The 14,808-nt window shown below is 61.3% G+C and carries 11 protein-coding genes and 2 tRNA genes; 11 read left to right on the top strand and 2 right to left on the bottom strand.

Annotated features, from left to right (window positions below; all coding sequences use genetic code 11):
• Positions 1–18 precede the first annotated feature (18 nt).
• From DWY03_RS00695 to DWY03_RS00705, 3 genes are all read left to right on the top strand, one after another.
• Positions 19–1,449 (top strand): PTS transporter subunit EIIC, encoded by a 1,431-nt coding sequence (locus DWY03_RS00695; RefSeq protein WP_117839688.1) that lies wholly within the window; start codon positions 19–21, stop codon positions 1,447–1,449.
• Positions 1,450–1,566: 117 nt separating this feature from the next.
• Positions 1,567–2,619, top strand: a complete 1,053-nt coding sequence (locus tag DWY03_RS00700; protein ID WP_117839689.1) for a MupG family TIM beta-alpha barrel fold protein — start codon at positions 1,567–1,569, stop codon at positions 2,617–2,619.
• 92 nt (positions 2,620–2,711) lie between these two features.
• Complete coding sequence (locus DWY03_RS00705; RefSeq protein WP_117839690.1) at positions 2,712–3,071, top strand: arsenate reductase family protein; 360 nt, start codon at positions 2,712–2,714, stop codon at positions 3,069–3,071.
• Between the two features lie 72 nt (positions 3,072–3,143).
• Here DWY03_RS00705 and DWY03_RS00710 read toward each other — a convergent pair whose 3' ends face one another.
• Positions 3,144–3,554, bottom strand: coding sequence for a hypothetical protein (locus DWY03_RS00710; protein WP_089572222.1), 411 nt, complete (start codon positions 3,552–3,554; stop codon positions 3,144–3,146).
• A 265-nt stretch (positions 3,555–3,819) separates the two neighbouring features.
• Between DWY03_RS00710 and DWY03_RS00715 the strand changes: the two genes are divergently transcribed.
• The 6 genes from DWY03_RS00715 to DWY03_RS00740 all read left to right on the top strand — a co-directional run bounded on the left by DWY03_RS00715 (position 3,820) and on the right by DWY03_RS00740 (position 6,352).
• Positions 3,820–3,893, top strand: a tRNA-Gln gene (locus DWY03_RS00715).
• Between the two features lie 17 nt (positions 3,894–3,910).
• A tRNA-Glu gene (locus DWY03_RS00720) sits at positions 3,911–3,987 on the top strand.
• Positions 3,988–4,084: 97 nt separating this feature from the next.
• Positions 4,085–5,002, top strand: coding sequence for a hypothetical protein (locus DWY03_RS00725; protein WP_117564212.1), 918 nt, complete (start codon positions 4,085–4,087; stop codon positions 5,000–5,002).
• A complete protein-coding gene (gene smpB / locus DWY03_RS00730) occupies positions 4,992–5,462 on the top strand; it encodes an SsrA-binding protein SmpB (protein WP_006235325.1) in 471 nt (156 codons plus the stop codon). Before DWY03_RS00725 ends, smpB begins: the two co-directional genes overlap by 11 nt.
• 153 nt (positions 5,463–5,615) lie before the next feature.
• Positions 5,616–6,119, top strand: a complete 504-nt coding sequence (locus tag DWY03_RS00735) for a flavin reductase family protein (RefSeq protein WP_117839691.1) — start codon at positions 5,616–5,618, stop codon at positions 6,117–6,119.
• Positions 6,120–6,208: 89 nt separating this feature from the next.
• Positions 6,209–6,352, top strand: a complete 144-nt coding sequence (locus tag DWY03_RS00740) for a rubredoxin-like domain-containing protein (protein ID WP_055251878.1) — start codon at positions 6,209–6,211, stop codon at positions 6,350–6,352.
• 388 nt (positions 6,353–6,740) lie between these two features.
• Here the strand turns inward: DWY03_RS00740 and DWY03_RS00745 are convergent, their stop codons facing one another.
• Positions 6,741–7,997, bottom strand: coding sequence for an Nramp family divalent metal transporter (locus DWY03_RS00745; protein WP_117839692.1), 1,257 nt, complete (start codon positions 7,995–7,997; stop codon positions 6,741–6,743).
• Between the two features lie 442 nt (positions 7,998–8,439).
• Between DWY03_RS00745 and gltB the strand changes: the two genes are divergently transcribed.
• The gene (gltB, locus tag DWY03_RS00750; protein WP_117839693.1) at positions 8,440–13,137 is read left to right on the top strand and encodes a glutamate synthase large subunit; all 4,698 of its coding nucleotides are present in this window, start codon (positions 8,440–8,442) and stop codon (positions 13,135–13,137) included.
• A gap of 5 nt (positions 13,138–13,142) precedes the next feature.
• Entirely contained in the window at positions 13,143–14,624 is a 1,482-nt protein-coding gene (locus DWY03_RS00755; RefSeq protein WP_117839694.1) for a glutamate synthase subunit beta, read from the top strand.
• The last annotated feature ends 184 nt before the right edge of the window (positions 14,625–14,808 follow it).

Here is a 14,808-nt window from a genome sequence, read left to right on the forward strand (position 1 = left end):
CCAATACAAGGAGGAGTTATGACGAACAAAGAGCTGGCTCAAAAGCTGCTGGACCTTTTGGGCGGTAAAGACAACGTGCTGGCAAACGCGGCGTGCATGACGCGCCTGCGCGTGACCGTCAAAGACACGGGCAGCGTCGACACGGAGGGTATTAAGGCACTCGACGGCGTGATGGGCCTGGTCGAGGACGACACGATGCAGATCGTGCTGGGTCCGGGCAAGGTGAATAAGGTGCTCGAGGAGTTCTCCAAGCTCACCGGCCTTGCGAAAGGTGTTGCCGACGAGAGCGTGGTTGACGCTGCGGCCACAAACAAGGCCGCGCAGAAGGCCAAGTACGAGTCTAAGCCGGTTCAGGCCTTCCTCAAGAAGATTTCCAATGTCTTCGTCGCTCTGCTTCCCGGCATCATTGCGGCTGGCCTCGTCAACGGTATCTGCAACGTCATTAACGTCTCGACGGCAGGAGCGCTTGCAGGCGAGTGGTGGTACCAGGGCATTCGTTCCATGGGCTGGGCCCTGTTTGCCTATCTGCCCATCTTGGTGGGCTATAACGCGGCACGTGAGTTTGGTGGTTCCGCTGCGCTGGGCGGCATCGCTGGCATGATGTGCATCGCCAACAGTGCCATGCCCCTGCTTGCGCCTGGCGCGGCTGATCCTGCCACTGCCATTCTGCTGCCGCTCACCAATGCGCAGTACAACCCCGCAGCGGGCGGCATGATCGCGGCTCTCATCGCTGGTGCATTTTTTGCCTGGATGGAGCGTCAGATTCGCAAGGTTATGCCCAACGCACTCGACACGTTCCTGTCCCCGCTGCTGGTGCTCATCATCGGTGCCTTTGCTCTGATGCTCGTCATCCAGCCGGTTGGCGCATGGCTGACGACTGCCATCTTTAGCGTTTTGACCTTTATCTTCGAGAAGCTGGGCGTCCTGGGCGGCTATATCCTGTCGGCAGGCTTCTTGCCGCTGGTGTCCGTCGGCCTGCATCAGGCGCTCACGCCGATCCACGCTATGCTCAACGATCCCGACGGAGCTACCAAGGGCATCAATTACCTGCTTCCCATCCTTATGATGGCTGGCGGCGGCCAGGTCGGTGCCGGTCTGGCGCTGTACTTTAAGACCAAGAACGCCAAACTCAAGAAGTACGTCGCCGAGTCCATTCCCGTTGGAATCCTGGGTGTGGGCGAGCCTCTGATGTATGCTGTTACGCTGCCGCTCGTTCGCCCGTTTGTGACGGCCTGCCTGGGTGCCGGATTTGGTGGCGCGCTCGCGGCGCTGCTTCACATCGGCACGGTTTCTCAGGGCGTTTCCGGTCTGTTTGGCCTGCTGATCGTCGTTCCTGGCCAGCAGCTCGGCTACGTTGCCGCTATGCTGCTTGCCTATGCCGCCGGCTTTGTCCTGACGTGGTTCTTTGGCGTCGACGAGCAGAAGATCAACGAGTTCTTTGGCGAGTAGTTTGATATCGCGAGCCGTGTTGCTCAGAGCTCGCGGCGCGCGGCAGATTTCTTGATGCTATGGTTGTGCCGGCGGGGCTAACTGCTCCGCCGGCCTTTTTTGAAGGAGCGTTGAAGCGTGAAAACGGGTATTTCGATTTATCTTTCCAGCCCTCTGCAGGATATTGAGCGGACGATTGAGCGTGGTGCTGCGGCGGGTGCGCGCTATGCGTTTACCTCACTGCATATTCCCGAGGATGGGGGAGCGGCGTATACCGATAAGGTCCGTCATGTACTGTCGCTGCTTTCCGCCCGCGGCATTGCGCTCATTGCCGATGTGGGACCGCGCACGTGCGATTTGCTCGGGCTTGAGCGCATCGAGGACCTGCGCGATCTGGGGTTGGAATACCTTCGTTTGGACTATGGCTTTAGCGCCCAGCGGGTCGCGGAGCTGTCCGGAGTATTTCGCATTGTGGTCAATGCATCGACGGTGAGTTCCGATGAAATCGCATCGTGGCGTGAGGCCGGTGCCGATGTGGCTCGTTTTGCCGCCTGCCACAATTTTTACCCCAAGCCTTATACCGGTTTAGCTCTGGAGGACATTGCTCGGGTGAATCTTCGTCTTGCGGCGCTTGGATTCGAAATCATGGCTTTTGTGCCGGGTGATGCTAACGTTCGCGGGCCGGTATTCGAGGGACTGCCGACGGTCGAGGCGCAGCGCGGTCGCGCGGCACAGGTTGCTCTCAATATGCTTGAGCTTGCACATGGCGCCGATTGCGACATTGTGTTGGTCGGCGACCCCGATCTTTCCGATGCGGGATGGGCGCAGTTTGCTCAAGTTTCCGCCGGATACGTGGACCTGCAATGCGAGCTTGAACCCGGTTATGCCTATGTGCGTGGGCAGATTCATCACGACCGGCCCGATTCGAGCACCCTCATCTTTAGGTCTCAGGAGTCGCGTACGACGCTTAAACCGGATTCCGTGCCGATGGATGCCGGTGCCGAACTGTTTCGAAAGGCGGGGTCGATCGCTGTGAGTAATAGCGGATATGGGCGCTACGAAGGCGAGCTTGAGATCGCGCGGGTCGATCTTTCCGGTGACGAGCGCATGAACGTTGCGGGCCATATCACGCCCGAGGCAATGGAGCTGCTGCCGTTCATCAAACGCGGATTCGGGGTACGGTTCGTTTAGCGTTTGACCCGTGGGCTACAATTGGCCCATCATACGAAGGCGCCTCGTGTGGCGTGTGCCTGCGTTGGCCGATCTATATTCGGAGGATTCCCATGACCGTACTGTTTGTTGAATATCCCAAGTGCTCGACCTGTAAGAAGTCCAAGGCATGGCTGGACGAACACGGGGTAGAGTATATCGACCGCGATATCGTTTTGGACAATCCCACGGCTGATGAGCTTGCGACCTGGATTGCTCGTTCGGGACTGCCGGTGCGGCGCTTCTTTAATTCGTCGGGCATGAAATATCGAGAGCTGGGCCTGAAGGCGCGTCTAGATGCGGGCATGACGGATCGGGAATGCTGCGAGCTGTTGGCGACCGACGGCATGCTGGTCAAGCGTCCGCTGTTGGTGGGCGACGACTTTGCGATTCCCGGCTTTAGGGAATCGGCTTGGGTCGAGGCGTTGCTGTAGCGGCTGCGGAAAGTGCGACCCGTTTTGAGTGCTCAGGGTGGGACGTGTTTTCCATCGGCGGGCTCGCTCGGCTCAATCATCGAGCTGTGCCCATTCGTGCGGATCGTAGACCTTTACGTGCTTGTTGGGCTTGCCGCTCCAGTACTCCTCGTCCATAAAGGGCAGATATGCCTGAACGCCGGGGCAGATAAAGGGAATCCGCTGCTGTTGCAGTCGCTCGCGCTGTCGCTGCTCCAGGTGCGCCTCGGATATGACAGTCGGCATACCGGACAGCTCGACGAGGCTTGCCTGGATTCGCTTAAGGTCGGGGAGTCCCGCGTGCCATGACATCCGCATGATCAAAAAGGATGCACGGCGGTAGTTTGCCTGCATCACCGTGATGGCGGGGCGCAGAGTGGGATGGATTTTGTCCCGTTCGGGCCAAAGGTCAGCAGTGATCTCGAGGCCCAGGGTCTCCCATAGGTAATCAAGCTCTTCGTCCATGGCGCCTCGATATCCGTGCAATGATGACGGTTCGATTGTGCCATCAGCCGTGAGTGCTGCATTGTTGTAATCTACCAGCGGTAGATGCGGGATGTTTTACGGGCTTTGGCGCCGTACGTGTCGCTGGCGCTTCACAGGTCCTTCACGTGTCGGCCGTATTTGACTGAATTTCAAAAAAGTCAAAATTGGGGCTTGCGTCACGGCCGGACTTCCCGTATATTTCTTTCTTGCGCAAAGGCACAGCCGAGCGCAGCGATGCAGTCATTGGGATGTCGTCTAATGGCAGGACAGCGGATTCTGGTTCCGTCAATGGGGGTTCGACTCCCTCCATCCCAGCCATTGCATTTGCTACATATGGCCCGTTCGTCTAGCGGTTTAGGACGCCGCCCTCTCAAGGCGGAGATCACCAGTTCGAATCTGGTACGGGCTACCAAAATTGAACGCCCGGGCCTCGTAAGAGACCCGGGTTTTGTGTATTGACCGATATTTAAGGCGCGCGTTGAGTCTGCCGCCCGGACCGAGGAGTTGTCATGGACCTGCCTATCAGCTTGGAAGACATCACGTATGCCGAGAACTATCTGGCGCAGGGCGACCTGGCTACGGCGACGCCGCTGCTGGAGCGTCTGGTGGAGCTTGCCGAGGAGTATATCGACGCTGAATGCAAGACGGAGGAGAAGCGCCAGTACTTTAGCTTCGACAGCAAGTTTGAGCGCCTGGCCTATCGCCGCGTGGAGAAGGATCCGCGCGAGCTGGTGCAGGTCGAGGTTCCCTTTGACCGCCTGTACTCCGACATGGCGTTTGCCTACATTCGCCAGCAGGATTATGTGAGTGCTCGGAATGCCCTGATGCAGGCCGTGCGTTGGGATCCCATGAACTGCAACTATCGCTTGGACTTGGCCGAGCTGTTCCGCGCGCTCGAGGACAAGCAGGAGTGGGCATCGCTCTCGTTCTCGGTGCTGGAGCGCGCGAGCGACGGTAAGTGCGCCGCACGTGCCTACACCAACTTGGGTCAGTACTTCTTGGAGCCCGAGACCGAGAACATTTCGGCAGCCGTGGGCTGCGCGCGTCTGGCGCTGCGCCTGGCGCCCAATGATGCGCATACGACGCGCCTGCTCAACAAGATCCATACCACCTATCCGGATGCCGCGGACGAGAGTGACGACCATGTGATGGGTGAGCTCGCCCTGCAGGGCGTGCCGACCTCGCCTTCGGCCGAGATCGCCATCTGCCTGATCATGTGCGCGACCGATGCTGCAAGCGACGGCGACAAGCAGGAGGCTACGCGTCTGACGGTCCGTGCCCGCGACCTGGTGGGCGAGGAGGCATGCGCGGCGATTATCAAGCTGGTGCGCGAGAGCGATGCCGAGCTTAATGCCGAGCGCAGGGCAAAGCGCGAGGCTGCGGGTTCAAACGCCGATGGCGCCAAGGAGGCCGGCGATGCCCAGTAAGCGCGAGCGCAAGCTCATTTCCAAGAATCGCTCGGCACATCACGAGTACTTTATCGATGAGACGTTTGAGTGCGGCATTGAGCTGAGTGGCACCGAGGTCAAGTCGATTCGCGAGCGCGCCTGCCAGATCACCGATACCTTCGCGCTGATTCGTGGCGGCGAGTGCTGGCTCGTTGGCCTGCATATTCACCCTTATAGCCATGGCGGCGTGTGGAATCGCGATCCTGATCGCCGTCGTCGTCTGCTGCTACACCGCAAGGAGATTGATTTTCTCGACGGCAAACTTCGCAACCGTGGTTATGCGCTGGTACCGTTGGAGCTCTACTTTAATACCGACGGCCGCGTAAAGCTGCTGTTGGGCCTGGGCCGAGGCAAAAAGCTCTACGACAAGCGCGAGGACATGGCCAAACGCGATGTTCAACGCGAAATCGATCGCGCCCTTAAAGAACGCAACCGCTAGGAGCGAGTTCACGGGAAGGTGCCCTACCGCGCCCGTCCCGTCTTCCTTGCTGTTTTGCTATACATTTCCAAAAGACGGCGTCCGTTATGGGCGCCGCTTTTTATGGGTACATACAGCCTTAAGGTTCAATCCCGGGTTAGGGGAGTACTTGTTATGGACAAAACTGCGTTCTTTACCATGCCGAGTGGGCTCTATGTGGTGAGTGCCGCGGCCGACGGGCTGCGTGCCGGCTGCGTTATCAACACGGCGGTGCAGGTGACGGCAGCACCACCTCGCATCTCGGTTGCCGTAAACAAGGAAAATGTGACCGCTGGCGTGATCGAGACTGCCAAGGCCTTTGCGCTGACCGTGATCGACCAGACGGCGGATATGCTCTACATTGGCAACTTTGGATTTCGCACCAGCAGCAACTATGACAAGTTTGCCAAATACGAGACCCGCGAGACGGCTCTGGGCATGCCCTATGTGCCCGAGCATGCGGCGGCCCTGTTTAGCTGCCGTCTGATCGACACTGTGGATGTGGGCACGCATCTACTGTTTATCGGCGAGGTCGAGGATGCCGAACGCCTGAGTGACGAGACGCCGCTCACCTACGATTACTACCATAAGGTCCTGAAGGGCAAGACGCCTCCGAAGGCGTCCTCGTATCAAGGCTAGAAATGTTTTAAAAATACTTGCATTATATTATTGAGAATCTATACTGATAAATGAAGTACATCACCAGTCACGTTCGAGAGGAGAACATCATGGCTGAGGAGAAGAAGACGTATAAGTTCGTGTGCGTCGTTTGCGGTTACGAGGTTGAGGTCGATACGCCCGAGCTGCCCGAGGATTATGTGTGCCCGGTGTGCGGCGTCGGTCCCGATCAGTTTGAGCTCGTCGAGGAGTAGCTCGCAGGCACACGACTTGCAGCAACACATAACTCTGTCCAAGGGCCCCGGTCGAATTCTCGGCCGGGGCCCTTTTCCTCCGCCCCCAAGGGATCACGGTTGCTGTTGGCCGATCCTGTCTGTTGTGAGTCCGGCCGACCTTTTGTCTTAATCTGTAACGTCTAACGGCTCAAAACGGGTCTTCCTGTTACAGATCGAGACAAACCAAAACCGTCCGGCAGAAGGTCTCAATCTGTAACATCTAACGGTGAAAATTGGGTCCACTTGTTACAGATTGAGACAAACGGAGCTGTCCCTCGGAATGATCTCGATCTGTAACATCTAGACATCAAAAGCGGCTCTAGATGTTACAGATCGAGACGTTTGCCTAGATAGGTGCCCCGCCCCATTACATCCCTGTCAACAACACGACATCGAGAATCGTCACGACGGCACCAATCCCTACGAGCAGCGCGTTGAGCGGGCGCGAATTGGCGTATTTGCCCATAACGCGGGGTGAACTGGTGAGCCGTATGAGCACAAAGACCGTAATCGGTAGCTGAAGCGACAGCAGTGCCTGACTCCAGATGAGACCTTCAAAAGGATTTGGGACGACCAGGCACGCCGTCACTGCGCCGACGAAACAGGCCGCCACCCCGATCGAGGAATGTCGGTCGTGGATATCGTATTCCTCGTCGAACATGCCCGCAGTGATGGTTCCCGCCGCCATGCCCGCCGTCACGCTACTCGAGAGGCCCGCGAACAGCAGCGCTACCGCAAAGATGGTCGAGCTCGCCGGGCCCAAGATGGGGGAGAGCGTGGCCGCTGCGACGGCGAGGTCGTCTACGACCATGCCGTGCGCAAAGAAGGTCGTTGCGGCCAGGATGACCATGGCCGAGTTGATTGCCCAGCCCACGCCCATCGAAAAGAGCGTGTCGAAGAGCTCGTAGCGCAGACGCTCTTCGATAACCTGCTCGCCTTGGCCTTCGAAGTGCATGGATTGGATGACCTCGGAGTGCAGAAAAAGGTTGTGGGGCATAACGACCGCACCCAGGACACTCACGATAATCGCGGCAGAGCCAGTGGGCATACTGGGCGTGATCCAGCTTGCGGCGGCTTGCGGCCAGTCGACCTTGACTAGTGCAAGCTCGGCCAAAAACGAGAGTCCTACCACGCCTACGAAGGCGATGATCCAGCGTTCGGCATGCTTGTAGGAGTTCGTCATGAGCATCGCCATCGATACTGCCGCCACGATGACGCAGCCCGCGCGCACGGGCAGCCCAAAGAGCATTTGAAGGGCAATCGCGCCGCCCAGGACTTCGGCCATGGCGGTGGCGATGGTCGCGAGATAGGCGCTGGCGAGCACCGTACGCCCGACGAAGCGGGGGAGGTAACGTGTCGTGGCCTCGGCAAGGCAGGCGCCCGTGGCGATACCCAGGTGCGCCGCGTTGTGCTGCAGCACGATGAGCATAATCGTGGACAGCGTGACGATCCACAGCAGCGCGTAGCCAAACTGCGAGCCCGCGGCCATATTGGAGGCCCAGTTGCCCGGGTCGATAAAGCCGACGGTCACGAGCAGCCCGGGGCCGATATGCCGCGCAATGTCTAGGCCTCCGTGACCACCGGTGCGTCGGGAGCCAAAGTGTTGTTTGAGATGGTTGAGCATGGTGCGCTCCTGTGTGCCGTTTGCTTGACGCCGCAAAGGATACCCGTTTTAAGCTTAAAAGTTAACCAAGACTAACAAAATTGTTGTATTTGAATGGGATGGTGAAAGGGGCTGCCGAAATGTCTCGATCTGTAACAGTTTGCCGCCAAAACCGACCCTTCGTGTTACAGATCGAGACAAACCAAAACCGTCCCGCAGAAAATCTCAATCTGTAACATCTAGGCGCCAAAATCGGTTCCTCCTGTTACAGATTGAGATGTTTGAAGCGGTGAGCTTACAAGCCGAACTTGGGCGCCTTGTTGCCGCCCTTGAGGTCGGCGGTGCCCACTCGTAAGGTGTGCGTTACGCGATTGTTTCGAAACGGGCGGGAAACACAACGATGCCCTGATGCTCCTACTATGCCTATTCAACTGACTGTCTAAATATCTAGGGGAGGATCGCGATGCAGGCAGATTCCGCTCAACAGCAGGGCCTTTATCGCCCCGAATTCGACCACGATGCATGTGGCATCGGCGCGCTTGCCGATATCAACGGTGAGCGCCATCACCAGATTCTGGACGATGCACTGTCCATTCTGGTCAACTTGGAGCACCGCGGCGGTACGGGACTCGAGAAGAACACCGGCGACGGTGCCGGTATCCTGTTCCAGGTTCCGCATCACTTTTTCCGCAAAGAGGCTCAAAAGTGCGGCCAGATTCTGCCGGCAGAGGGCGACTATGGCGTGGCCATGCTGTTCTTCCCGCAGGACGACAAGGGCGTAGAGGATGCCCGTCGCGTGTTTGAGGAGGGCTGCGCCGAGGCCGGCGTGCCGCTGCTCTTTTGGCGCGAGGTGCCCGTCGACCCGCACGACTTGGGCGAGACGGCACGCGCCTGCATGCCCACCATTCTGCAAGCCTTTCTGGGCCGCCCCGACGACACGCCCGCCGGCGATGCCTTCGAGCGTCGCCTGTACGTGTGCCGTCGCACTATCGAGAAGAAGGCCGATGCCGAGTTTGCCCTGCGCGACAAGATCTTCTACGTCTGCTCCATGAGCTCGCGCACTATCGTGTACAAGGGCATGCTCGTCGCCACGCAGATGCGCCGCTTCTTCATCGACCTCAACGACGCCGCCGTCAAGACGGCCGTGGCGCTCGTCCACTCGCGCTACTCCACCAACACCACGCCCAGCTGGGAGCGCGCGCACCCCAACCGCTTTATCATCCATAACGGCGAGATCAACACCCTCAAGGGCAACGTCAACTGGATTCGCGCCCGCGAGCCCAACCTGTACAGCCCCGTGCTGCAGCACGATCTTGAGCGCGTGATGCCTATCATCAACCGCGAGGGATCCGATTCCGCGATTCTGGACAACGTGCTCGAGTTCCTGGTCATGAACGGTCGCCCGCTCACGCGTGCCGCGTCCATGTTGCTGCCCGAGCCGTGGGACCACAACGACAGCCTGAGTGAGGAGCGCCGCGCCTACGACGCCTACCAGTCCATGCTCATGGAGCCGTGGGACGGCCCGGCGGCCATCGCCTTTACCGACGGCCGTACCCTGGGCGCCGCCCTCGATCGCAACGGCCTGCGCCCCGCTCGTTACTACGTGACGCGCGACGGTCGCTTTATGCTGGCAAGCGAGGTGGGCACCATCGAGGTGAGCCCCGAGAACATCGTGACGAGCGGCTGTCTGGGGCCGGGCCAGATGCTCGAGGTCGACTTTGCCCGCGGGCGCGTCATCTACAATGATGAGCTGCGCGCCCGTTACGCCAAGGAAAAGCCCTACCGTGATTGGATTGCCGAGGAGACGCTGACCGTCGACGCGCTCGATGAGCCCGCCGCGCCCGCGTCCGCCGAGGACGCCGAGGTGCCCGCCGCCGTGCGTATGGCCAAGCTCGGCTACCACTGGGATGACGTCGACGAGGTCGTGCGTCCCATGGCCCAGCAGGGCAAGGCCCCGCTCGCCTCGATGGGCATCGATGCACCGCTGGCCTGCCTGTCCAAGAAGACGCGTTCGTTCTTTGACTACTTCTATCAGCTGTTCGCTCAGGTCACGAATCCTCCGATCGATGCCCTGCGCGAGCACATGGTGACTTCGACCACGCTCTACCTGGGCAACCACGGCAACCTGCTCGAGGATTCCCGCACGGCCTGTCAGCTGGTGCGCTTGGAGCGCCCATTGCTCAACGATGAAGAGTTCGAGCATATCTGTGCCATCGACCGTGTTGGCTTTAAGACCCGTCGCTTCCGTGCCGTCTACCGCCGCGATGCCGGCGAGGGCGCGCTGCAGGCTGCGCTCAAACAGCTTGCAGAGGACGTTGAGGCTGCGGTCCGCGATGGCGTGAACATCGTGGTGTTGAGCGATCGTGCCGCTGCGGGCGAGGTGCCCGTGCCGTCGCTGCTCGCTGTGGGCTGCGTGCATAACCACCTGATCCGCGCCGGCGTGCGTACCTTTGCCGACATCGTGGTGGAGAGCGGCGACGCCGTGTCTCCGCACGACTTTGCGGCACTGGTGGGCTACTCCGCGAGCGGCATCTATCCGTACAACGCACATGCGTGCATCCGCGATCTGGCGGCACACGGCGACCTGGACGTGACGGCCGAGCAGGGCATCGCCAACTACAACAAGGCTGCGACTGCCGGCATCGTCTCCATCATGTCCAAGATGGGCATCTCCACGGTGCAGAGCTACCATTCGGCGCAGATCTTCGAGGCCGTGGGCTTTACGCCGGAGTTCGTCAACGCGTACTTCGCCGGCACGGTGAGCCGTGTGGGCGGTATGGGCGTCGAGGACGTTGAGCGCGAGCAAAACGAGCGCTACGACGCCGCGCTCGCTATCCTTAAGAGCCCGGCTCCCGATCAGCTGCCCACGCTGGGTCTGACCAAGTGGCGCCCGCTCGGCGGCGAGGAACACCTCATCGACCCCCAGGCCGTCTACCTGCTGCAGACCGCCTGCCGTGAGGACAGCTACGACACCTTTAAGGAGTACAGCGCCCGCCTGCACCGCACCGGCCGTGCCGTGCGTCTGCGCGACTTGCTCGACTTTGATGCCAGCGGCCGCACGCCGGTTTCGCTCGACGAGGTCGAGCCCGCGCTCAACATCGTCCGCCGCTTTAACACCGGCGCCATGTCGTACGGCTCCATCAGCAAAGAGGCACACGAGTGCATGGCCATCGCCATGAACCGCCTGCACGGCCGTTCCAACTCCGGCGAGGGCGGCGAGGATCCGCGTCGCGAGACCCCGCTGGCTAACGGCGACTCCAAGAACTCCGCCATCAAGCAGGTGGCAAGCGCGCGCTTTGGCGTGACGAGCCGCTACCTGTGCAGCGCCTTCGAGATTCAGATCAAGATGGCCCAGGGCGCCAAGCCCGGCGAGGGCGGCCACCTGCCCGGCAAGAAGGTCTACCCCTGGATTGCCGAGGTCCGTCAGTCCACGCCCGGCATCGGCCTGATCTCGCCTCCGCCGCACCACGACATCTACTCTATCGAGGACCTGGCCGAGCTCATCTTCGACCTTAAGAACGCCAACCCCGGCGCACGCGTGTCGGTCAAGCTGGTCAGCGAGGCGGGCGTCGGCACCATCGCCACCGGTGTGGCCAAGGGTGCTGCCGACAAGATCTTGATCAGCGGTCACAATGGCGGCTCGGGTGCCGCTGCGCGCGACTCTATCTGGCATGCGGGTCTGCCGCTGGAGCTTGGCCTTGCCGAGGCCCAGCAGACGCTGCTGCAAAACGGCCTGCGCTCGCGCGTGGTGCTCGAGGCCGACGGCAAGCTCATGGACGGCACCGACGTTGCCGTCGCCTGCTTGCTGGGCGCCGAGGAGTTTGGCTTTGCGACCATGCCGCTCATCTCCATGGGCTGCCTCATGCAGCGCGACTGCCAGCAGGACACCTGCCCGGCCGGCATCGCTACGCAAAACTGCCGCCTGCGTCGCGGCTTCCGCGGCAAGCCCGAGCACGTCGAGCACTTTATGCTCTTTGTTGCCGAGCAGCTGCGCGAGGTCATGGCGAGCCTGGGCTTCCGCACCGTCGATGAGATGGTCGGCCATCCCGAGTGCTTGCGCCAGATCGAGGTCCCGGGCAACCGCAAGGCCAACCTGCTCGATTTGTCGCCCGTGCTGGCGAGCGCGACCTGCGAGTTCGGTGCCCATATTCCGGGCGCCGACGGTCGCCACTTCCTGCCGCAGATGGCCGCGGACAGCGAGCTCGACAAGACGCTCGACTCCACGTTGTTTGTGCCCTATACGGCCGACGCCCGCGCACATCTGCGTCCGATTCGCTTCCGCGCCGATATCGCCAACGTCAACCGTTGCGTGGGCACCATCCTGGGCAACGCGGTGACCAAGGCGCATCCCGAGGGCCTGCCCGCCGGCTCCATCACCATCGATTGCGATGGTTCGGCCGGTCAGAGCTTTGGCGCCTTCCTGCCGCGCGGCATTACGCTCAACGTGTGCGGCGACGCCAACGACTACTTTGGCAAGGGCCTTTCGGGCGGCGAGGTGTCGGTGCGCCCCAACCCGCATGCGACCTATAAGTTCGACGAAAACATCATCGTGGGCAACGTTGCGTTCTTTGGCGCCACGAGCGGCCGTGGCTTCATCAACGGCCTGGCCGGCCAGCGCTTTGGCGTACGCAACTCCGGTGCCACCGTGGTGGTCGAGGGTTGCGGCAACCACGGTTGCGAGTACATGACGGGTGGCCTGGCGCTCATCCTGGGCGAGGTCGGGCAGAACTTCGCTGCCGGCATGACGGGTGGCGTGGCTTATGTCTTTGACCAGTACGGCACGCTCGATGCCCGCGTGAACCACGAGAGCGTTGAGCTCAAGGCCCCGACTGCCGGCGAGCTGGCGCAGATTCGCGAGCTCATCCAGGAGCACGTGGACGCGACGCAGAGCCCGCGCGGCATCAAGCTGCTCTACAGCTTTGAGACGATGAGCAAGCACTTTGTGAAGGTCATTCCGACCGAGTACGAGCGTGTGCTGGCGATTGTCGCCGCGAGCGAGGCTGCCGGCAAGACACATGCGCAGGCAGAGGAACTGGCGTTTGACATCGTGACCGGTCGCGCGAGCGCCGCGGATGTCGCTCGCTTCGATATTGCGGGCGGTGCTGCGGGTGCTGCGTCCGCGGCCGCCAGCTCTGTTGCTTCGACCAAGAAGGAGGCGTAAGTGCCATGGGTAAGCCCGGTGCTTTTCTTGATATCGATCGCGTGACCCACGAGCTTCGCCCCGTGGAGGAGCGCAGCCGTGATTTCGATCCGCTGTACGTGGAGCTCGACGACGACGCACGTCGCGCCCAGGCGAGCCGCTGCATGATGTGCGGCGTGGCGTTTTGCCAGATGGGCGCGAGCTTTGGCAAGGCACGTCCGAGCGGCTGCCCGCTGCACAACTTGATTCCCGAGTGGAACGAGCTGGTGTACCGCGGCCGCTGGGATGAGGCTGCCGAGCGCCTGTCGCTCACCTCGCCCATGCCTGAGTTCACGAGCCGCGTGTGCCCGGCACTGTGCGAGGCCGCGTGCAACCTGGGCTCGGTCGACGGCCAACCCACGACGATTCACGATAACGAGCGTGCGATCAGCGACTGTGAGTGGGCCAACGGCGGCCCACGTCGCTTTGAGCCGGCGGGGGAGGGCGCACCCACGGTTGCCGTGGTGGGCTCCGGTCCTGCTGGTCTGGTGGCTGCATGGGAGCTTGCACGTCGCGGTGCCCGCGTGACGGTGTTTGAGCGTGACGACCGCTCGGGCGGCCTGCTCATGTACGGCATTCCCAACATGAAGCTCGAGAAGTCTGTGGTCGAGCGCCGTGTAGCGCTCATGCGTGAGCTGGGCATTGTGTTTGAGCTTGGTGCCGACGTTACGAACCCTGCGGTGACGGCCGAGCTCAATGGCTTTGACGCCGTCGTGGTGGCTGCCGGCGCTCGTGCGCCCCGCGGTCTTTCGGCTGCGAACGTGGATGCTCCGGGCGTGGTGTACGCGGTGGACTACCTGACGGCTTCGACCGTCTCGGTGCTCGATGGCGGTGAGCCTGCTATTGACGCACGCGGCCTGGACGTCGTGGTCATTGGCGGTGGCGATACCGGCAACGACTGCGTGGGTACCGCGGTGCGTCAGGGCGCGCGCAGCGTGCGCCAGTTTGAGTTCTTGCCGGCTGCGCCCGATAAGCGCGCGGCAGGCAACCCCTGGCCGCAGTGGCCCAACGTTAAGAAGACCGATTACGGCCAGCAGGAGGCTATCGCTGCGATGGGTGGCGAGATGCGTGCCTGGGCCGTGGATACACTCGAGGTGCTGCTGGACAAGAAGGGTGCGGCTGCGGGTCTGCGCGTGGTCGATCTGGACTGGTCGGCGGGAAAGCCCGAGCGCATCGCGGGCTCCGAGCACGAGGTGCCAGCGCAGCTGGTGCTCATCGCCTGCGGCTTTACGGGTCCGGAGTACGGTGTGTTCGATGCGGTGAGCGTGCCTGTTGCCACCGCTGGTCGTCCGCTGCCGGTGATGGCTGCCGAGGGCTCGCATCTCGCGGCTCGCACGGAGGGCGTCGCCGCTGATGCCGCGCCGGTGTATGTGGCGGGTGATGCCCGCAACGGCAGCTCGCTCGTGGTGAGTGCCATGGCCGATGCCCTGGCCTGCGCAGCCGAAGTCGCCGAGGCACTGGAACTGTAAAGTAGTCACGGAGATATTCATCAATCGAATCGGCAAGGGCTGTCCCTAACTGCCGGCACAAAAGGAACGTCCCTAAGTGCCGACAGTTAGGGACGTTCCTTTTGTGCCGGCATTCGGGGACACTCCTTGCGGATTTGCGAGCAGTTTGCGCGTTTGTCGACGTGCGGGTGTTCATTTGTCGACT

The sequence above is a fragment of the Collinsella sp. AF23-2 genome (genome assembly GCF_003459245.1).
In the GTDB taxonomy this organism is placed as follows: domain Bacteria; phylum Actinomycetota; class Coriobacteriia; order Coriobacteriales; family Coriobacteriaceae; genus Collinsella.

What these genes read in the sequence shown, in the direction of transcription:
- DWY03_RS00755 (WP_117839694.1), top strand. Translation starts at nt 13,143, where the DNA reads ATGGGTAAGCCCGGTGCTTTTCTTGATATCGATCGCGTGACCCACGAG.
- DWY03_RS00745 (WP_117839692.1), bottom strand. Translation starts at nt 7,997, where the DNA reads ATGCTCAACCATCTCAAACAACACTTTGGCTCCCGACGCACCGGTGGT.
- DWY03_RS00710 (WP_089572222.1), bottom strand. Translation starts at nt 3,554, where the DNA reads ATGGACGAAGAGCTTGATTACCTATGGGAGACCCTGGGCCTCGAGATC.
- smpB (WP_006235325.1), top strand. Translation starts at nt 4,992, where the DNA reads ATGCCCAGTAAGCGCGAGCGCAAGCTCATTTCCAAGAATCGCTCGGCA.
- DWY03_RS00740 (WP_055251878.1), top strand. Translation starts at nt 6,209, where the DNA reads ATGGCTGAGGAGAAGAAGACGTATAAGTTCGTGTGCGTCGTTTGCGGT.
- gltB (WP_117839693.1), top strand. Translation starts at nt 8,440, where the DNA reads ATGCAGGCAGATTCCGCTCAACAGCAGGGCCTTTATCGCCCCGAATTC.
- DWY03_RS00735 (WP_117839691.1), top strand. Translation starts at nt 5,616, where the DNA reads ATGGACAAAACTGCGTTCTTTACCATGCCGAGTGGGCTCTATGTGGTG.
- DWY03_RS00695 (WP_117839688.1), top strand. Translation starts at nt 19, where the DNA reads ATGACGAACAAAGAGCTGGCTCAAAAGCTGCTGGACCTTTTGGGCGGT.
- DWY03_RS00725 (WP_117564212.1), top strand. Translation starts at nt 4,085, where the DNA reads ATGGACCTGCCTATCAGCTTGGAAGACATCACGTATGCCGAGAACTAT.
- DWY03_RS00705 (WP_117839690.1), top strand. Translation starts at nt 2,712, where the DNA reads ATGACCGTACTGTTTGTTGAATATCCCAAGTGCTCGACCTGTAAGAAG.